The sequence below is a fragment of the Martinezella sp. CNPSo 3959 genome (genome assembly GCF_057784355.1).
On the sequence record NZ_JBXSOV010000001.1, the window covers coordinates 309882 to 328200 of the forward strand.

Sequence of the window (18319 nt, forward strand, 5' to 3'; positions counted from 1 at the left end):
TCCGGCATAGCTGCGCCTCATCGGGCGATTTCCCCACTGGCTCTTCAATTCCGGTTCGGATTGTTCTAAGGAACTCCGATTGTTTCGCCGCGTGCGAAGACTTGATGATGACGAGGTTTGCTTTCCGATGTTCGACGTGCTGAGAAAAATCGCCCAGACCTGGCTTGCCAAGGGCCTGTTGCTTCTTCTTGCGGCAGCCTTTGGTGTATGGGGCGTCGAGCGGTCCCTCATCACCGGCGGCAGCAGCAATACGGTTGTCACGGTTGGCGATCAGCATATCGATACCAATGAATTCCGTCTCGCCTATCGTCGACAGATGCAGGCGATCAGTCAGCAGTTGCGCATGCAAATCACGCCGGAACAGGCGCGCGCCTTCGGTATCGGGCAGCAGACGGTGTCACAGCTGGTCGCCGGCGCTTCCCTCGATCAACTTGCCGCCGATATGGGTCTCGGTCTTTCGCAGGATCGGCTGGCCAAGCTGATCGGCGACGATCCTGCTTTCAAAGCAACGAATGGCGCTTTCGACCGCCAGAAATTCGACCTGCTGCTGCACAACAGCAACATATCGCCCGATGATTACATCAAGGAGCGCAGCAAGGTCGCGATCCGTGGCCAGATTGTCGAGGCCATATCGAACGGCTTTACCGCACCGACAGTCCTTGTCGATGCCGTCAAGCAATATCACAACGAGACCCGCAGCATCGATTACCTGTTGCTGACCAACGCCAATATCGATCCCGTCAAGGCCCCGGCCGACGACGTGCTGCAGAAGTGGTTCGATGGCGTGAAGTCGAAATACCGCGCGCCGGAATATCGCAAGTTCGCTTTTGTGAAGTTGCAGGCCGAAGATATAGCCGACACTGCCAGCGTATCGGATGACGAAGTGCGTGCGCAGTTCGACAAGCGCAAGGATAGCTTCACCACGCCCGCAACCCGCACGATCGAGCAGCTGACCTTCGCCAACAAGGATCTCGCCAATGCCGCGGCCGATGCGCTGAAGACCGGGACCTCCTTCGATCAGCTTGTCTCCGACCAGGGCAAGAAGCCTTCCGACGTGCTGCTAGGCACCTTCACCAAGGATCAGGTTCCGGATAAGACCGTAGCCGAAGCAGCCTTCGCCGTTTCCAAGGAAGGTGGCACCACTCCCGTTGTCGAAGGTTCGTTCGGCCCGGTGATCCTGCGCGTGACCAATGTGAAGAACGAAACGGCGAAGAATTTCGACGACGTCAAGGAAGATATTCGCAAGCAGATTGCGCTCAGCAACGCCGCAAACGAGATCACCAGCGTTCACGACAAGTTCGAAGACCTGCGCGGCTCCGGCGCATCGCTGCAGGATGCAGCATCGCAGCTCAAGCTTAAACTCGTCACCGTCGATTCGATCGATCAGACCGGCCTTGATCAGAATGGCAAAGAGATCAAGGACCTTCCGGCCCGCCAGCAGCTGCTTTCGGAAGTCTTCAAGGCCGATCAGGGCGGCAACCCCGCTCCTCTGACGGTCGGCAATGATGGTTATATCTGGTACGATGTGACGAACATCACGCCCGATCACGATCGTCCGCTTGCGGAAGTGCGCGAAAAAGCCGTTGCCGACTGGACTGCCGAACAGCAGAAGATTGCGCTCGCTGCCAAGGCGGTCGAGCTGAAGCAGGAAGCGCAGAAGGGCAAGTCGCTTGCCGATATCGCCGCGCCGCTTGGTATCGCTGTTGAAAGCAAGAGCGGCATTACCCGCTCGACGGACGATCCGGTTTTGGGTCGCGGCGGTATCGCTGCAGCTTTCTCCGGTCCCGTCGATACGGCCGGAAGCGCCGTCGGCGCCGATGACACCACGCAGATCCTGCTCAAGGTCACCGATGTCAACGACAATCCGACGACCGATGCGCTGAGCAACGACGATCAGCAGGTTGCCCAGATCGCCAACGCCGCCGGCGACGACATTCTCGATCAGATGGTCAGCCAGCTGCAGGGCAAATATACCGTCACGGTCAACCAGAGCCTCGCCGAACAGGCGATGTCCCGCTAGACCCGGTCGGGAGGATGGATAGTCGATGAGCGAATTGAAGCCTTTTCTCGCCAAGGTCGCCAATCGCGAGGCATTGACGCGGGATGAAGCCCGGCAGGCATTCGAAATCCTGATGTCGGGTGAGGCCACGCCGTCTCAGATCGGCGCATTCCTGATGGCTCTGCGCGTGCGCGGCGAAACCGTCGACGAAATCGTCGGCGCCGTGACCACGATGCGTGCCAAGATGCTGCCGGTGAAAGCCCCGACCGATGCCATCGATATCGTCGGAACAGGCGGCGACGGTGTCGGAACCTATAATATCTCGACGCTGGCCGCATTCATCGTCGCCGGCGCCGGCGTACCCGTGGCCAAGCATGGCAACCGCGCCCAGAGCTCCAAGGCCGGCACCGCCGATACGCAATCCGTGTTGGGCATCAAGCTCGATATCGGGCCGGAGACGATCGCCCGCTGCATTCGGGAAGCCGGCATCGGCTTCATGTTCGCGCAGCTGCATCATTCCTCCATGCGCCATGTCGGTCCCTCGCGCGTCGAACTCGGCACGCGGACGATCTTCAATCTGCTTGGGCCTTTGTCCAACCCTGCTGGCGCCCGTCGCCAGCTGCTGGGCGTCTTCGCGCCGCAATGGGTGCTGCCGTTGGCAGAGGTGCTGAAGGATCTCAATGCGGAAAGTGTCTGGGTCGTGCACGGCGACGGTCTGGACGAAATCACCACGACCGGCAAGACCTCCGTCGCAGCACTTGAGAATGGCAAGATCCGCACTTTTGAGCTGACACCGGCCGACTTCGGCCTGCAGCATGCCGACCTTGCCGATCTCAAGGGTGGCGACGGCGTTGCCAACGCTGCAGCTCTTCGTGCCGTGCTCGCCGGCGAAAAGAACGCTTATCGCGACATCGCCCTTGCCAATGCGGCGGCCTCGCTGGTCATTGCCGGCAAGGCGGAAACGCTTCATGATGGCATGAAGCTCGCGGCCCATTCGCTCGATAGCGGCGCCACCGCCGTTGCGTTGGAAAAGCTTATCGCCGTTTCCAACGAGGAAGAACAGGACTAGGACGTCATGACCGATATCCTTCAAAAGATCGAGGCCTACAAGCGCGAGGAAATCGCCGCTGCCAAGGCCAGGCTTTCCCTTGCTGACCTCAAGGCGATGCAGGCCGGACAGTCCGCGCCGCGCGGTTTTCATAAGGCGCTGCTCGCCAAAAAGGATGCCGGCGCTTTCGGCCTGATTGCCGAGATCAAGAAGGCAAGTCCTTCAAAGGGGCTCATCCGCCCCGATTTTGACCCGCCTGCCCTCGCCAAGGCCTACGAAGCAGGCGGTGCCGCCTGCCTTTCGGTGTTGACCGATACGCCAAGTTTCCAGGGCGCTCCGGAATTCCTGACGGCTGCCCGCGCGGCCTGCTCTCTGCCGGCATTGCGCAAGGACTTCATGTTCGACACCTATCAGGTGCAGGAAGCTCGTGCCTGGGGTGCCGATTGCATCCTCCTCATCATGGCCTCGCTTTCGGATGATGATGCCGAGCGTCTTCAGGACGAGGCATTCAGCCTCGGCATGGACGTGCTGGTCGAGGTGCACGACGCCGAAGAGATGGAGCGTGCGCTAAAACTCTCCTCCCCGCTGATCGGCATCAACAACCGCAATCTGCGCACTTTCGAAGTCAGCTTGACGGTCAGCGAGAACTTGGCCCCCATGGTGCCGGAGGATCGGTTGCTGGTCGGTGAAAGCGGAGTCTTCACGCATGCCGATTGCAAGCGCCTCGAGGCCGTGGGTATCAGCACCTTCCTCGTCGGTGAGAGCCTGATGCGCAAGGATGATGTGACGGCGGCAACCAGACTACTTCTGAACGGCGAAACCGGCATTCTGGCGGCTGAGTGAAATGAGCACCGAGAAGGCCGGTCTTACGCATATCGACGCTTCGGGCGAGGCTCATATGGTCGATGTCGGCGACAAGGCCGAGACGGCACGCAGCGCCACCGCGACCGGCTACGTCAGGATGAAGCCGGAGACCCTGGCGCTGATCCGCGACGGCAACGCCAAGAAGGGCGATGTCATCGGCACGGCGCGGCTTGCCGGCATCATGGCAGCGAAGCAGACCAGCAATCTCATTCCGCTCTGCCATCCCCTCATGTTGACGAAGGTTGCCGTTGACATCGTAGAGGATGCCGCCCTGCCCGGCCTGCGTGTGACCGCGATGGCAAAGCTGACCGGCCGCACCGGCGTCGAGATGGAAGCACTGACGGCGGTTTCGGTCGCCTGCCTGACGATCTACGACATGGCCAAGGCCGCCGATCGCAGCATGGAAATCGGCGGTATCACTCTATTGGAGAAATCCGGCGGCAAATCGGGGGATTTCCGCCATCCGGGGGCCTGACACATGAGCCTATTGCCCGTTGCCGAAGCGCAGGCGCGCCTGTTGGACAGTGCAGCGCCGATCCATCGTGTTGAAAGCGTTCCGCTCGATATGGCCGAAGGCCGGGTTCTGGCCAAAGATCTGACGGCCCGCCTGACACAGCCGCCTTTCGACGCTTCGGCGATGGATGGTTACGCGCTGCGCTTCGATGATGCGGCAATGCCGGGTTCGGAGCTGCAGGTCATCGGTGCCTCTGCCGCGGGTCATGCCTTCGAGGGAACCGTCGGCAAGGGCGAAACAGTTCGCATTTTCACCGGTGCTCCCGTTCCCACAGGCGCCGATTCGGTTCTCCTGCAGGAAGACGCCGTACGGCTAGACGGCGATCGTATCAAAACCAGCTACCCCTTGCGCAAAGGGCAGCACATACGCCCGCGCGGACAGGATTTTCTGGAAGGCGAAGCCGTGCTTCCCGCCGGTACCGTGATGGACTTTTCGCGCCTTACGGTCGCCGCGGCCATGAATCATCCGGCATTGGATGTCTATCGCCGGCCGCTTGTGGCGATTCTCGCAACCGGCGACGAACTCGTGGCGCCCGGCAATCAACCGGGTCCCTCGCAAATTATTGCCTCGAACACCTTCGGCATCGCTGCGCTGGCGCGCAATGCCGGCGCGCATGTGCTCGATCTCGGCATCGTCGCCGACGACACCGACGAAATCACCGCTGCTATCGGTCGGGCGCAGGTGGCCAAGGCCGACATCATCGTCACGCTCGGCGGCGCCTCTGTCGGTGATCACGATCTGGTACAGGCAACGATGATATCAGCCGGCATGAAGCTGGATTTCTGGCGCATCGCCATGCGCCCTGGCAAGCCGCTGATGGTTGGCAGCCTTGGCGACATGCATGTCCTCGGCCTTCCCGGCAATCCCGTTTCCAGCCTTGTCTGTGGCCTGCTCTTTCTCGAGCCGTTGATAAGAAAGCTCGCATCCCTGCCCGTGATAAAGCGTGAAGGCATTGCGCGCGCCGCCGTGCCCTTCCCCGCCAACGATCGGCGACAGGATTATGTGCGCGCAACACTGACGAAAGCTGCCGACGGCGGCTGGCTCGCCGAGCCCTTTTCGAAGCAGGATTCGTCGATGATGAAAGTCTTTTCGCGCGCCGACTGCCTGGTCGTCCGCCCGCCCCATGCGCCGCAGCTTGATATAGGCTCGCCCACTCCAGTCATGGTTCTGCGACCCGATCTGCTGGGCTGAAGTTACCCGGGGGGAAGTGCTTGGCGCGGCTTTCCTGCTGGAAGCATTAAGACAACAAAAGCGGACAAGAAAAAGCCGGGAGGTTCGACCCACCCGGCTCGCAATCATCAGATCGATAGGCCAATCAATTACTTGACCGGCTTCTCATGGTGGCCGCCGAAGCCGGCGCGCATAGCGGAGAGAACCTTGTTGGCGTAATCGTCATTGCCACGCGAAGCAAAACGGCCGTAAAGCGCAGCGCTCAGCACCGGCGTCGGAACGCCTTCGTCGATCGCAGCCGAGATCGTCCAGCGCCCTTCGCCCGAGTCGGAAACGCGGCCGGCATATTGCGAAAGGGCTGCGTCGCCATGCAGCGCGTCGGCCGTGAGGTCGAGCAGCCACGAGGTGATCACGCTGCCGCGGCGCCAGACTTCGGAAATTTCGGCGATGTCGAGATCATACTGATAGTATTGCGGATGCGAGAGCGGCGCGGTTTCAGCGTCCTTCTCGGCGTCCTGCTTGCCGATATTGGCATGGCGCAGCACGTTCAGGCCTTCGGCATAGGCGGCCATCAGGCCATATTCGATGCCGTTATGCACCATCTTGACGAAGTGGCCGGCGCCGGACGGGCCGCAATGCAGATAGCCCTGCTCTGCCGTGCTGTTCTTGGCAGCCTCTTCCGAGCGCATGGCCGACGGAGCGACGTCACCGACGCCGGGGGCCAACGTTGCGAAGATCGGCGAAAGATGCTGCACTGTATCCTTCTCGCCGCCGATCATCAGGCAATAGCCGCGCTCGAGGCCGAAAACGCCGCCGCTGGTGCCGACGTCGACATAGTGGATGCCCTTCGGCTTCAGCTCTTCGGCACGGCGGATATCGTCGTGATAATAGGAATTGCCGCCATCGATGACGATGTCGCCCTCTTCCAGCAACGGGACGATCGCCGCCAATTCTTGATCGACGATTGCCGCCGGCAACATCAGCCAGACGACGCGTGGCTTTGCAAGTTTCGATACGAAATCCGCAAGAGACTTGCTGCCGGTGGCGCCGAGCTGTTCAAGCCCGGCGATGCTTTCCGGGCGCGCATCGAAAACAACGGCGCTGTGACCGCCTCGCATCAGGCGCTGCACCATGTTGTTGCCCATACGGCCAAGGCCAATCATTCCGATTTGCATGTTTCAGTCTCCTAGGACGGTTTCAATCGTTTGAATACTGCATAGAGATATTTCGCAATATTTTCCAATGAACAAATGACGGGAGAGCTATGCAGGAGCCATGGAGCGGAGAAAAATGCGTATGCTCACGCATCCGTGATCTCGCATGCCGAAGCCCCCCGCTTTTCTCCATGATCGCGCTTTGCCGGCTTGGAGGAAAGCTGTATTTTGCTTCCCGTTCGCATTGATAGATTTAGCATCGATCTCGAATTCCTTGCCACAATTCTCTTTAAGGTGGGCCTCACATAGGGCACAAAAAGGGGGCATATGACTGCGTCTTTGAAACTGCCGCTGGTTCCAGCTTCGTTTTTCGGCATGGTTCTTGGCCTTTCTGGTCTCGCCAATGCGTGGCGCGTGGGTGCACGCATCTGGCGGCTGCCGGCTCTTATCGGTGAAGTGCTGACCTTTATTGCGTTAGCCGTCTGGCTGGTGCTGATCGTACTCTACGCTTTGAAATGGATGGTTGTGCGCGAGGAGGCCTTCAAGGAAGTGGCGCACCCTGTCCAGTGCTGCTTCATCGGCCTCGTCGGCGTCGCAACCATGCTGGTGGCCGGTGGCCTGCTGCCCTATTCGCGCATCGGTGCCGAAACCATATTCCTGATTGGCGCCGTCTACACACTGGCATTCTCCGTTTGGCGCACGGGTGGGCTCTGGCAGGGCGAACGCGATATTGCGACGACCACTGCCGTGCTCTACCTGCCAAGCGTCGCCGGCAGCTTCGTGACCGCCATCGTCGGCGCCGCACTCGGCTTTCCGCAATGGGCGCAGCTTTTCTTCGGCGCCGGCTTCTTCGCCTGGCTTGCCATCGAATCCGCGCTGCTGCATCGCCTGCTGACCGGACCGGCATTGGCCGCGCCGCTGCGACCGACCCTTGGAATTCAGCTGGCTCCGCCGGCCGTTGGTGCACTAGCCTATATCAGCGTCACGCAAGGCCCTCCCGATATGCTCGTCCATGCAATGATCGGCTACGGCTTGCTGCAGGCTCTGATCATGTTGCGCCTCCTGCCCTGGATCATGAAGGAAGGCTTTAGCCCCGCCTATTGGGCCTTCACCTTCGGTGCAACGGCACTAGCGACTGCCCCGATGCGCCTTGTCGAACGCGGCGATGTCGGCCCTGTCACGCAACTTGCCCCCATTCTCTTCGTCGCCGCCAATATCGTCGTGGGTTTGATCGCGCTGGCGACGATCTGGCTGATTGCTAACCGCAAACTCGTCATCAGCTGGGTCGCGCTTGCCGACCGCGACGCTGGCACCGTTGGCCAGCGGTAGTCGAGCTCAATCTCACTTTTGGAGGGTGATGTGCTTGATCATGTGACGATCGGGGTTCGCGATCTCGAGCGATCGAAGATCTTTTATGACACGATACTGCGCTCTATCGGCATAGAGCGTCTTTATGCCGAAGGCGAAAGATTTGCGGGTTACGGCATTGGACAGAAGGCTTTCTTCTGGATCGGTCAGCGCGATGCACCGCAAACAAGTGCACATATAGCCTTCACGGTCGAAAGCAGGAAAATCGTTGACGAATTTCACCGGGCGGCACTTGCTGCCCGCGGCATCGACAACGGCCCTCCCGGGCTTCGTCCTCACTATCACGCGAACTACTATGGCGCTTTCGTTCTCGATCCGGATGGCCACAACATCGAAGCGGTTTGTCACTTGCCGGCGACCTGAGTGGCGGGAGCTGCATTTCCTGTGAAGTCACTATAAGGGTCGCCGACATAGCGCAGTACGACCGACTCGGCGCGAAGGCAATGCGGCTATCGAAACGATAAAAAATGGTCTGATTATGTGCCGTTCAAGAACGCAAGACTTGTTGGTCGTTAGCGATATCCATGGCTTTCCGGAAGCCTTTGTCGAACTATTGGATGCCGGAGGCTTTAGGCACCGCGGCTTACAGCTTGCCAGCCTCAGCGGGCGCCCTGATCTGAGTGGAGACAATCTTCACGACCACCTTTTCAATAAAGGTGGTTTGCAACAAGCGCTTCGAGGACTTCTCGAACTTGATGGACGCATGTGCGTCGGCATCGGCTTCAGCGCAGGTGGAACTGTTTTATGGAATGCGGTCAAGGAGGGGCTGGAGCTCAAGGCTTTGATCTGCGTGTCATCAACGAGACTGCGCTTGGAAACCTCCCCTTTGAATATACCGACTATGGTACTCTGGGGAGAGGCCGACCCATATCGGCCAACCGAAAGTTGGAACGACACTCTTCCGAGTTATTGGAAAGCCTACGCAGGAAAGCAGCACGATTTTTATCGGATTGACGCCGCTACGCCGAACTCTCCTTTGCGCACGGATATTGGAGCCTTCATCGAAAGCCTCTTTCCATAGCGCGTATCTGTGCTCCTTTGGGACCATATAGCCATCACCGCAGCCAGCGGACAAATCACCCTACCGGCGGGCCGACATAGCGCGCACGCGGGCGAATGAGCCTGCCGCTGGTGGCCTGTTCCATGGCATGCGCAAGCCAGCCGACCGTCCGTGCCAGCGCGAAAATGATCAGCGGTGCATCCTCCGGGAGATGATAGGCGTGGGTCATCGCCGTCAGTGCGAAATCAACATTGACGCGCTCACCGACCAATTGCTCGCCGACATCGCGAACCCTGGCGAAGAGCGGAGGCAGTGTGAAGCAGCCGAGCAATGCCTCGCCACGGATATCGACGTCGGGATAAAGCTGATGGCCGAAAGCCGGCAATGGCCGCCCTTCCGCCAGATAGCTGCGGACCGCCTCATCCACGCCCGTCGTGGCTGCCCGCGCGATCAGCGTGCGCACGCTCTGCCATGCGCCGCCATGCAGCGGACCCGTCAGCGTCGAAAGGCCGGATAGAGTGGCCGCAGATAATGTTGCGCCTGCCGATGCCGTGATCCGCGCGGTGAAGGTTGACGCGTTCAACTCATGATCTGCAAGCAGGACGAAGCTACGGCGGATCACATCCTCGGCATCCGGACGGTTCCAGGCAGTCGCGAGACGTCGATGCAGCGGCTGATCCCATGGCCCGGGAGCCAATGCTTCGGCCACCGTACCGAATACGCTTTCAGCTTCGCTTTGGAGGGCCGGAAGTGAACGTCCGAGTGACGGCAGATCGCCCGTTATGCGCTCGGCAAGCATGGAGAAAGCGCTATTCAGGGAAGACGGCTTCCGCCGCGCCTCGCTTTGCTCGAATCGCAACGGCCGCTTCATGTCCCAAAGCAGCAGCGCGATGTCTTCGAGGCTTGCGCTTTCGGCAAGCATCGCCACGTCCCTGCCGCGATAGAAAAGCCTGCCGTTCGAAACGGTCGATAGCGCCGATGGCAATACCGGATCGCCCCATTGAATGGCCTCGGCGGCCACCGCCTCGGTCTTGCGCCTTCCGGCATGGCGGGCGGCCAATCGCTTGACGTCATCGGCGAAATAAAGGCTGCGCCGCGTATCTGCGGGATCGGCTTTCGCACGAATGCGCCCGCGGCTGACATTGGCGTAGAGCGTCTGTGATTTCGTTCCCAGCAGGTTCAGCGCCTGCTCTGCCGTCAGCCAGCTCATCGGTCCTCATATTGATCAATTGCATCAAGATTGACGTCAATAGAAATAGATCCGATCTAATCGGATAGTCAAAGGAGAACCGTAATGAAAAGTGGTCTTGAAGATGTCATTGCCGCAGAAACCAAGCTGTCCGACGTTGACGGCGCTGCCGGTCGCCTGATCATCCGCGGCGTGTCGCTCGATGATCTGGTTGCAACCAGCCGCTTCGAGGATGTTGCGGCGCTGCTGCTGGATGGCCTGTTTGACGAACATATCGATGCAGCTTCCATCCGAACTCAACTCGGCGCGGCTCGCGTTGCGCTGTTCCCGCATGTCGAGGCTGCCGATGCCGCTCTGCTCGGACTGCCGCCGGTGGACGCCGTGCGGGCCTTGCTGGCGCGCGTTGCTGACGGCGAGGATTTTGGAACGGCGATCCGCCTGATGGCGGCCCCGGCCGTTTTCCTGCCGGCCATCTTGCGATTGCAGAAGGGTGAAGCGCCGATCAAGCCGGATGCCTCCTTGTCCCAATCCGGTGATATCCTACGCATGTTGACGGGTCGATTGCCGACGGCAGAGCAGACGGCAGGCCTCGATGCCTATCTGGTGACGATTTCCGATCACGGCTTGAATGCGTCGACCTTCGCTTCCCGCGTCATCGCCTCGACCCAGGCCGGCCTGACCTCCTCCGTGCTTGCAGCAATCAGCGCCCTCAAAGGCCCGCTGCACGGCGGCGCCCCCGGTCCGGTCCTTGATATGTTTGATGGTGTCGGAAAGCCCGAAAATGCACGCGCCTGGCTGTCGCAGGCGCTCGATCGTGGCGAGCGGCTGATGGGCTTCGGCCATCGCATCTACCGCGTCCGCGACCCGCGCGCGGATGCGCTGAAGACGGCATTAAAGCCGATCTTCGCCACCGGCCAGGCAGATGCTGGACGTATCGCCTTGGCGGAAGCGATCGAGACGGCAGCGCTGGCGCTGTTGAAAGAGCGCAAGCCGGATCGGCCCTTGGACGTCAATGTCGAATATTACACCGCCCTGCTGCTCGATGCCCTCGGCTTCCCCCGCAGCTCCTTCACCGGCGTCTTCGCGATCGGCCGCACGGTCGGCTGGATCGCCCATGCCCGCGAGCAGACGCTTGACGGACGTTTGATCCGCCCGCAATCGCGCTATGTCGGTCCGCTGCCGAAGGCGGCATAGGCAGGCCTGCCAGAAGGCGGAAGTTAGGCGGCCGCGGATTGGCGCGGTCGCATCATGCCCTCGCGGATATGGCGGGCAAGCTCCAGCGCCTGCGGCGTCGCGCCACTTTTCGGCAAATGCAGATTGATCGAAAAGACCGGCAATTCGGGCAGACCCTGCTCGACGGTGAGAATATCGAGATCAGCCGGAACGGTCGAAGCGAGCCAGGCGGTGATAGCCAGGTCCGTGCGCACAGTTGCCGTGGTCGCCTCGATATTGCCGTTCTCAAAGACCGTCCGCCAGCGCAGACCATCCTTGCTGAGCGCCGCAAAGACGGACGATCGGAAGGCACAGGTGTCAGCGACCATCGAGATCGGCAGCGGCACCTTGCGATGGGCGTTGCCGGCCTTCGCTCCGACCCAGACGAGCCGTTCCACAGCCAGACATTCCCCCTGCGAGGTGCCGTAAGGCTCCTCCGCCACGCAGAGGTCGATAGCTCCCTTCCCCAGCTCTTCAAGCAGTTCCGGCGACGATGCGCAGACCAGCGAAATCTCCACCTGCGGATGGCGCTCGGCATAGGATTTCAGAACGGGGGCCAGCGTTGCTCCGACGAGATCATAGGGAACGCCGAGCCGGACGCCACCGCGAACCGTGCTTTCCGTCATGTCGTCCCAGATATCGTCATTCAAGACAAGCAGGCGGCGGGCATTGCCGCGCAGCCGTTCTCCGGCTTCCGTCAGCCGCAGTCCACGCCTGTCGCGCTCGAACAGGGCGCAGCCGAGCATGTCCTCCAACCGCTTGATCTGCTGGCTGACGGCGCCTTGCGTCATATGCAGCATATTGGCTGCAATCGTCATGCTCCCCTGGTCGGCAACCGTGGCGAAGGTTCTGATGAGGGCAATATCAAAGTTTCGGATCATGCAGGCATTATAATTGCTAATGCATCGATCCTTCAATATTCGATTTCATGATGCTGGAGCGGCGCCTATGCCTTTTTCAATTAGAGAAAGGCTGGATATGACGATCGAACCCTTGCTGCCGCTGATACTCTTCGCATTGGTTTCCACCATAACGCCGGGCGGTGCGACCACGCTCGCGACTGCGTCCGGTGCGCATTTCGGTTTCCGCCGCTCGATACCTGTCATGGGCGGCTTTGCCTTCGGCCTGGGCTCCATGGCCGGTGCGGCGGCGGCTGGGCTGGGTGGCGTTTTGATGGCCTTGCCAATGTTGCAAATCGCCATGAAGACGCTGGGCTCGCTCTATTTGATCTGGCTCGCTATTCGAATCGGCAGAAGCGGCCGGCCGCACGAGGCCGGGCAGATGGTGAGGCCGACAGGCTTCCTTGCCGGCGTCTGGATGCTCTGGCACAATCCCAAGGGCTGGGCCATGACGATGGGCGCCGCCGCCTCCTTTGCCGCGCTGGCGGATAGTCCGACCAGACTTGCACTCCTACTCGGCGTGACCTTCTGCCTTATTGCCGCTTTCTCTTTGGCGGTTTGGTGTGCTCTGGGGCAAATGCTCGGGCACCTCTTGAAAACGCCTTGGCAATGGCGAGCGGTCAACATCTGTTTGGCTTGCCTCCTCGTGATTTCAATCGCTCCCATGTGGTACGAATAAGATCCGACGCGCTGAGATCTCGCGGGTCACGGCCGACCGCGCCACAGCCATATGGTCAAAGAACCGGCGCGGCCACGCAGGCTTGTTTCGATCGGGCCGTTGAGGTGCCCCTCTTTGAAGGGAGCGCTGTCGCGACCCGCCGCAAGCAAGAGGTCGGCGCTGATGGCAGCCTCCGCATGGTGACCTGCGGCAACCTCCATCAAGCGACTGGCAACGTTAACCGTATCGCCCGTCGCAGTGATCTGTTGACGATCGCCACGGCCGAGCCGCGAGGCGACGATGGTGCCGAAATGAGCGCCGATTTTGAAACCGATTCGCGAGGTTATTCCCTGCGGCAATGCCGAGAGCCAATCTCTCATCCGATGAGCCAGGCGAATGCAACAACGCGCCGCATTGGCAGGATCGGCAGGCTTTGGATGCGGCAGGCCGAAAAGGATCATGGCGCCGTCACCCATGAAGCTGGTAATGGCACCGCCGGATGCAGTCACTTCTTCGTCGACGAGATTGTAGAAGCCGTTCAGCAGTTCACGCACGGCGGTCGGGCCGATCGATTCGCTAAGGCCGGTGAAGCCATTGATATCGATGAAGACGACGGCCGCCTCCTGGTGTACCGGCTCTGCGAGAAGGCCGGGATCGCGCGCAAGATGCTCGGCCAGACCAGGCGCCTGGATGCGCTGCAGCAGCTGACTTTGTTCGGCGAAGCGGGTGGCGCGTCTGCGGTCGAGCCAAAGCTGGATCGCGCCAAACAGCAGCGCCGGCGGGACAGTTGCCGCAATTGGAAGGGCGGCGCTTAGCCAAATTCCATGCTTGAAGGCGCTGACGTTGATGGCAAACCAAAGGAGGACGACGCCCAGCACCATGATCAGACCTATGGTGCTGCGTCCCCATGAAAGAAGGCTGACAACGGCAATCGGCAGCCCGACGGCGAAATAAAGGTCGATGAAACGAACGTTGCGGTCGCGTACCAGGCCATCTCCTGAGATCAGATGCGTAATGGAAGTGGAGATCACCTCGATACCGGGCAGAACGGGATCGAACGGCGTCGGAAAGACATCTCCTCCCCCTGTAACGGTCGCGCCGATAACGACGACATGGTCCCTGATCGCAGCTTCCGGTAACTGGCCGCTCAGCGCCGCGCTGGCGCTGACGGTGCGTATCGTACCGCGCGGACCATAAAACGTAAGTGGCATGAGATAGCCGGCGTCGGTATGGATGGAGCGGTCGCCGATCTTGATATGGTCGGAAAGAACAGTCGTCTGCTCGCCGCTTGCGGCGGAAACCACGCGCAGCGAAAAGGATGGCTCGATCCGTTCGCCGCTGCGAAACAGCATCGGAACGAAACGCGGCGTGCCCGCCTTGTCGGTCTGCAGATTGACGATCCCATAGCTTGCGGCATCGGCGAACCGCTGCTGCGGTTCGAGGAATTGCAGCGCGCTGGGCACGCGGGCGAGAGGCTCGTTGCTGTTGTCGACAACGCGCTGGCGGCTTTCGGGAAAGATGCCGGCTGCAGCCAGCACGACGTTGGTCCGCTTGAGTGATTGCTCCAACGCCGTATCGCCGGCTTCGTCACCGGGATCGACCAGAAGCACGTCGAGGGCGATGGCTTTGGGTCCCATGGCGGCGATGGCATCAACGATCCTGGCAAGCGTGGCGCGTGGCAAGGGATAGCGCCCCGCCACTCGCGAGGTCTCATCGTCGATGGCGACGATCGTGACAAGATCGGGCGGCTGGCTATGGCCGCCGAGCGTATTGCGGAGATTTGTAAGGGTTGCTTCCGCGCCGTCGATGAAGGGAATGTCACCGCGCAGATGCGCAATGCCAAGACCCAGGCTCCAGGCGACAGTCAAGAGAAGCGCAATCAGCGTTTGCAGCGATGGTCTGCGCATGGCGTCGGGATCTCACTGGCCCAGGCGTGCCATCAAGGCGTTTATGCGCGGCTGTCCCCACGGATTGACACGCAAGGCAGAGCGGGTGCGATCCACATCAACACCTTGCCCTTGCCCGAGCGTCACCCCCTGCCCGGTCGATACCTTGTTAACCGCAACACGGCCGCGCAACACAAGCACGGATGTCTTGCCACGTTGCGCGTCAACAGCCCATCGCGTGCCGCGGACGGCAGCGATCGCCTGCGGCGTTACCACTTCGAACCCACCCTGAACACGGCTGCTGTCCACATCGACCAAGGCCGCCTTGCTGTCGAGCACGATAGCATCCACCCGGCCATCCCGATTTCGGTCAGCAAGGTGGAAATGCGCGCCGCGCTCGACGGTGATGCTAAGCCCAGGCTGGCAATTCAAAGTCCGGCGTTCGGTGCTGACGGTCGGCTGCAGCGGGCAATTCGTGACAGTTTGCGCAAAAGTTGTGCCGGCGCCGATGACGAACAGGATGCCTGCCGTCAGTCCTAGGCTGCGAATACTGCTTGCATGGATCATGGTGGTGGCCCCTCATCGCATATAACTGGAGCCGCGGACGACGATGTCCAGTCAAAACATGATCGATCCCCGGGCGCAATGATGCGTCAAGAGCGATTGATCTGCAAGTTGTCGTAGCCTCCGGCTTTATAGAGCACCGTCGAAACCAGCCAGCTCAAAAGGAAAATGCCGACGACCGCGAAGCCGAAATTGGCAAGATTGTCGTTGAGTTCGCCCACGAAGCTCCAGAAACCTCCTTCGAGGCCGAGTTTGTCGGCGATGAGCCCCAAAGCCTCGATGCCACCGATGAAGACGGCGACGACGACTGACGCCGCGGTGATGGTCAGATTGTACCAGAGCTTGCGCACCGGCTTGACGAAGGCCCAGCCATAGGCTCCCGTCATCAGCGTGCTGTCGAGAGTATCCATCAGCGACATGCCGGCGGTAAATAGCGCCGGAAAGACGAGGATGGTCCAGAAGGACATGCCCTGCGCGGCTTGAGCCGCGGAAATGCCTAGAACCCCAATCTCTGTTGCTGTGTCAAAGCCGAGGCCGAAAAGGAAGCCGATCGGATACATATGCCAGGAGCGGGTTACGATCTTGAACATGGGCCGGAAGATGCGCGCTAGGAAGCCGCCGCCGGCAAGCAGCGTGTCGAGATCCTCTTCCGCGATCCTCTCGCCCCTCTGCGCCTTTCTGAAGGCCGACCAAACACCTTTCAGTACGAAGAGATTGGCGATGCCGATCAGCAGGAGAAAAACCGCCGAAACCGTCGTGCCGATGACGCCGCCGATATCGTGGAAGGAATCGAGCTGGCTCTGCATGGCAGCTGCCGTCGCGGCAATCAGGATCGAGGCGATCACCACGATGGAGGAATGACCGAGCGAGAAGAAAAAGCCGACGGCATAAGGCTGCTTCTTTTCCTGAATGAGCTTGCGTACGACATTGTCGATGGCGGCGATGTGATCGGCATCGAAAGCGTGGCGTAGGCCGAACATATAGGCAAGAAGCGCAATGCCAAGCAAAGACGGGCGGTCTGCAAAGGCGATCCAGGCCCAAGCCCACGCGGCAATATTGAAAGCGATCAACAGCGTGAAGGTGATGGCGATCTTCGCTTTCGGCCGCTCGACGCCATCATCAAATGGATTGAGGATCATACTTTTGTTCCCGTTATGCTTACTCACACAGTGTCACGGAAAGGAAAGCGGCGCGACAGGTAAATGACGTAGATGCCGAAGTTTTTCGCAGTGTCGCAAAAACGGGCAGACCCGGCATATGCCAGCTCTGCCCTCGCGCTCAGCCCTTCGCGAACGGATAACCCTCATCGGCCCAGCCGGTCATGCCGCCGATCATGACCTTCACGCGTTTGCCGAGCGTGCCCAGACGCCAAGCCGCCTTGTCGGTGCCGTTGCAATGCGGCCCGGCGCAATAGACGACGAAGAGTGTATCCTCTGGCCATTCCGCCATCTTCCTTGTGGTCATCTTGCCATGCGGCAGGTTGAGCGCACCCGGGATATGCTTCTCTTGAAACATGGCAGGGCCGCGGACATCGAGCAGAACGAAATCGACATTGCCCGATGTCATGGACTGGTAGACGTCGGAGCAATCGGTTTCGAAGCCAAGCCTCTTGGCATAGTGCTCGGCGACGAAACTGGGATCTGCGGTAGGGATTTCACTGACGAGAGACATGGAACGCTCCTTCTTTGGTACGGTGCATTCATGCCTGAGCGATCCCGTGGTTGAAATTGGCCGAAATGCCATATAACGTCAATATCATGCCAAACTCAAATAACCCCAATCTTCACGGCCCACATGTCGTCACCCTCGTCTATGACGGGCTCTGCACCTTCGAATTCGGTGTCGCCTACGAAATTTTCGGCCTGCCGCGACCGGAGATGGGCGACGACTGGTACAGGTTTTCCGCCTGCGCGATCGAGGATGGTCCTCTGCGCGCCGCCGGCGGGCTGACGGTACAGGTCGATCATAGCCTCGAGGTCATTGCCGATGCCGATCTGATCGTCGTGCCCGGTTGGCGTGGTATAGGCACGGCAGTCCCTGCCCCGCTGATTGCCCAGCTCCAAGCGGCGAGCTGTCGCGGCGTCCGCATCATGTCGCTTTGCTCTGGCGTTGCGGTCCTCGCCGCCGCCGGATTGCTCACCGGTCGCAAGGCGACGACGCATTGGCGCTATGTCGAGTCCATCGCGGCGCGCTATCCGGATATATCAGTGGATGCCGATGTTCTCTATGTCGATGAGGATAAGGTGCTCACGGCCGCCGGCAGTGCCGCCGCGATCGATCTCTGCCTACATGTCGTACGTCGGGACTTCGGACCTGACGCCGCCAATAGCGTCGCCCGCCGTCTCGTGGTGCCCCCGCATCGCGAAGGCGGCCAAGCTCAATATATCGAGACGCCGGTTTTAAGGCAGCGCGAGGGCGCGCGTTTAGGCCCCCTGCTTGAATGGATGCGCGAGCGTTTGCAGGAAGATCAGCCCATTGCGACGCTTGCAGCGCGGGCCGGCATGAGCGTGCGGACTTTTCAGCGCCGTTTCGAGGCGACCACCGGCATGGCGCCGGGCGAATGGCTCCTCAGCGAGCGGCTGCGGCACGCCCGCGATCTCCTGGAGAAACAAACGGCTATTTCGCTTGACGATGTCGCGGTGGCAAGCGGATTTGGATCGCTCGCCACCATGCGCCATCATTTTCGGGAGAGGCTTGCGGTAAGCCCGAGCGACTACCGCAAGCGATTTGCTGTCCTCAAAGCAATTCCAGGAAAAGTGCGTAGCGGTTTTCCGTCCGGAGCTGCGTAAAAGCA

At 60.4% G+C, this 18319-nt stretch carries 18 protein-coding genes; 11 read left to right on the forward strand and 7 right to left on the reverse strand.

Annotated elements, in window-relative coordinates:
• The first annotated feature begins 127 nt into the window (after window positions 1–127).
• From AC13RE_RS01620 to AC13RE_RS01640, 5 genes are read left to right on the forward strand one after another with little or no spacing between them, the layout of a single operon-like run.
• Window positions 128–2020 carry a peptidylprolyl isomerase gene (locus AC13RE_RS01620; RefSeq protein ID WP_488561724.1) on the forward strand — a complete coding sequence of 631 codons (1893 nt, stop codon included), beginning with the start codon at window positions 128–130 and terminating at the stop codon, window positions 2018–2020.
• A gap of 25 nt (window positions 2021–2045) precedes the next feature.
• Window positions 2046–3068, forward strand: coding sequence for an anthranilate phosphoribosyltransferase (trpD, locus tag AC13RE_RS01625; protein ID WP_488484990.1), 1023 nt, complete (start codon window positions 2046–2048; stop codon window positions 3066–3068).
• A gap of 6 nt (window positions 3069–3074) precedes the next feature.
• Window positions 3075–3890, forward strand: coding sequence for an indole-3-glycerol phosphate synthase TrpC (trpC, locus tag AC13RE_RS01630; protein WP_488561725.1), 816 nt, complete (start codon window positions 3075–3077; stop codon window positions 3888–3890).
• Between the two features lies 1 nt (window position 3891).
• Window positions 3892–4386, forward strand: coding sequence for a cyclic pyranopterin monophosphate synthase MoaC (gene moaC, locus AC13RE_RS01635; protein ID WP_488561726.1), 495 nt, complete (start codon window positions 3892–3894; stop codon window positions 4384–4386).
• A 3-nt stretch (window positions 4387–4389) separates the two neighbouring features.
• Entirely contained in the window at window positions 4390–5616 is a 1227-nt protein-coding gene (locus tag AC13RE_RS01640; protein ID WP_488561727.1) for a molybdopterin molybdotransferase MoeA, read from the forward strand.
• A 128-nt stretch (window positions 5617–5744) separates the two neighbouring features.
• On the opposite strand, the gene gnd is transcribed toward AC13RE_RS01640, so the two are convergent.
• Window positions 5745–6770, reverse strand: coding sequence for a phosphogluconate dehydrogenase (NAD(+)-dependent, decarboxylating) (gene gnd, locus AC13RE_RS01645; RefSeq protein ID WP_488561728.1), 1026 nt, complete (start codon window positions 6768–6770; stop codon window positions 5745–5747).
• A 306-nt stretch (window positions 6771–7076) separates the two neighbouring features.
• On the opposite strand from gnd, the gene tehA reads away from it, so the two are divergent.
• From tehA to AC13RE_RS01660, 3 genes are all read left to right on the forward strand, one after another.
• Window positions 7077–8078 carry a dicarboxylate transporter/tellurite-resistance protein TehA gene (gene tehA / locus AC13RE_RS01650; RefSeq protein WP_488561729.1) on the forward strand — a complete coding sequence of 334 codons (1002 nt, stop codon included), beginning with the start codon at window positions 7077–7079 and terminating at the stop codon, window positions 8076–8078.
• A gap of 30 nt (window positions 8079–8108) precedes the next feature.
• Window positions 8109–8480 (forward strand): VOC family protein, encoded by a 372-nt coding sequence (locus tag AC13RE_RS01655; protein WP_488484995.1) that lies wholly within the window; start codon window positions 8109–8111, stop codon window positions 8478–8480.
• A gap of 139 nt (window positions 8481–8619) precedes the next feature.
• A complete protein-coding gene (locus tag AC13RE_RS01660; RefSeq protein ID WP_488561730.1) occupies window positions 8620–9138 on the forward strand; it encodes a dienelactone hydrolase family protein in 519 nt (172 codons plus the stop codon).
• 55 nt (window positions 9139–9193) lie between these two features.
• On the opposite strand, the gene AC13RE_RS01665 is transcribed toward AC13RE_RS01660, so the two are convergent.
• Entirely contained in the window at window positions 9194–10327 is a 1134-nt protein-coding gene (locus AC13RE_RS01665) for a citrate synthase (protein WP_488561731.1), read from the reverse strand.
• A gap of 84 nt (window positions 10328–10411) precedes the next feature.
• Between AC13RE_RS01665 and AC13RE_RS01670 the strand changes: the two genes are divergently transcribed.
• Window positions 10412–11500 (forward strand): citrate synthase/methylcitrate synthase, encoded by a 1089-nt coding sequence (locus AC13RE_RS01670; RefSeq protein WP_488561732.1) that lies wholly within the window; start codon window positions 10412–10414, stop codon window positions 11498–11500.
• A gap of 23 nt (window positions 11501–11523) precedes the next feature.
• Here AC13RE_RS01670 and AC13RE_RS01675 read toward each other — a convergent pair whose 3' ends face one another.
• The gene (locus tag AC13RE_RS01675) at window positions 11524–12399 is read right to left on the reverse strand and encodes a LysR family transcriptional regulator (RefSeq protein WP_207899593.1); all 876 of its coding nucleotides are present in this window, start codon (window positions 12397–12399) and stop codon (window positions 11524–11526) included.
• Window positions 12400–12496: 97 nt separating this feature from the next.
• On the opposite strand from AC13RE_RS01675, the gene AC13RE_RS01680 reads away from it, so the two are divergent.
• Entirely contained in the window at window positions 12497–13096 is a 600-nt protein-coding gene (locus tag AC13RE_RS01680) for a LysE family translocator (protein WP_488561733.1), read from the forward strand.
• A gap of 26 nt (window positions 13097–13122) precedes the next feature.
• Here AC13RE_RS01680 and AC13RE_RS01685 read toward each other — a convergent pair whose 3' ends face one another.
• From AC13RE_RS01685 to AC13RE_RS01700, 4 genes are all read right to left on the reverse strand, one after another.
• Window positions 13123–14982, reverse strand: coding sequence for a CHASE2 domain-containing protein (locus tag AC13RE_RS01685; RefSeq protein ID WP_488561734.1), 1860 nt, complete (start codon window positions 14980–14982; stop codon window positions 13123–13125).
• Window positions 14983–14994: 12 nt separating this feature from the next.
• Window positions 14995–15528 carry a FecR domain-containing protein gene (locus AC13RE_RS01690; protein ID WP_132716613.1) on the reverse strand — a complete coding sequence of 178 codons (534 nt, stop codon included), beginning with the start codon at window positions 15526–15528 and terminating at the stop codon, window positions 14995–14997.
• Between the two features lie 86 nt (window positions 15529–15614).
• On the reverse strand, window positions 15615–16664 hold the full coding sequence (locus AC13RE_RS01695) for a HoxN/HupN/NixA family nickel/cobalt transporter (protein WP_488561735.1): 1050 nt from the start codon (window positions 16662–16664) through the stop codon (window positions 15615–15617).
• A gap of 139 nt (window positions 16665–16803) precedes the next feature.
• The gene (locus AC13RE_RS01700) at window positions 16804–17196 is read right to left on the reverse strand and encodes a rhodanese-like domain-containing protein (protein WP_488561736.1); all 393 of its coding nucleotides are present in this window, start codon (window positions 17194–17196) and stop codon (window positions 16804–16806) included.
• Window positions 17197–17261: 65 nt separating this feature from the next.
• Between AC13RE_RS01700 and ftrA the strand changes: the two genes are divergently transcribed.
• Entirely contained in the window at window positions 17262–18314 is a 1053-nt protein-coding gene (gene ftrA, locus AC13RE_RS01705; protein ID WP_488561737.1) for a transcriptional regulator FtrA, read from the forward strand.
• Window positions 18315–18319: the final 5 nt, after the last annotated feature.

Bases quoted from the DNA above. Each gene is read 5' to 3' on its own strand.
- AC13RE_RS01620 (WP_488561724.1), top strand. From the start codon at position 128: ATGTTCGACGTGCTGAGAAAAATCGCCCAGACCTGGCTTGCCAAGGGC.
- trpD (WP_488484990.1), top strand. From the start codon at position 2,046: ATGAGCGAATTGAAGCCTTTTCTCGCCAAGGTCGCCAATCGCGAGGCA.
- trpC (WP_488561725.1), top strand. From the start codon at position 3,075: ATGACCGATATCCTTCAAAAGATCGAGGCCTACAAGCGCGAGGAAATC.
- moaC (WP_488561726.1), top strand. From the start codon at position 3,892: ATGAGCACCGAGAAGGCCGGTCTTACGCATATCGACGCTTCGGGCGAG.
- AC13RE_RS01640 (WP_488561727.1), top strand. From the start codon at position 4,390: ATGAGCCTATTGCCCGTTGCCGAAGCGCAGGCGCGCCTGTTGGACAGT.
- gnd (WP_488561728.1), bottom strand. From the start codon at position 6,770: ATGCAAATCGGAATGATTGGCCTTGGCCGTATGGGCAACAACATGGTG.
- tehA (WP_488561729.1), top strand. From the start codon at position 7,077: ATGACTGCGTCTTTGAAACTGCCGCTGGTTCCAGCTTCGTTTTTCGGC.
- AC13RE_RS01665 (WP_488561731.1), bottom strand. From the start codon at position 10,327: ATGAGCTGGCTGACGGCAGAGCAGGCGCTGAACCTGCTGGGAACGAAA.
- AC13RE_RS01670 (WP_488561732.1), top strand. From the start codon at position 10,412: ATGAAAAGTGGTCTTGAAGATGTCATTGCCGCAGAAACCAAGCTGTCC.
- AC13RE_RS01675 (WP_207899593.1), bottom strand. From the start codon at position 12,399: ATGATCCGAAACTTTGATATTGCCCTCATCAGAACCTTCGCCACGGTT.
- AC13RE_RS01680 (WP_488561733.1), top strand. From the start codon at position 12,497: ATGACGATCGAACCCTTGCTGCCGCTGATACTCTTCGCATTGGTTTCC.
- AC13RE_RS01685 (WP_488561734.1), bottom strand. From the start codon at position 14,982: ATGCGCAGACCATCGCTGCAAACGCTGATTGCGCTTCTCTTGACTGTC.
- AC13RE_RS01690 (WP_132716613.1), bottom strand. From the start codon at position 15,528: ATGATCCATGCAAGCAGTATTCGCAGCCTAGGACTGACGGCAGGCATC.
- AC13RE_RS01695 (WP_488561735.1), bottom strand. From the start codon at position 16,664: ATGATCCTCAATCCATTTGATGATGGCGTCGAGCGGCCGAAAGCGAAG.
- AC13RE_RS01700 (WP_488561736.1), bottom strand. From the start codon at position 17,196: ATGTCTCTCGTCAGTGAAATCCCTACCGCAGATCCCAGTTTCGTCGCC.
- ftrA (WP_488561737.1), top strand. From the start codon at position 17,262: ATGCCATATAACGTCAATATCATGCCAAACTCAAATAACCCCAATCTT.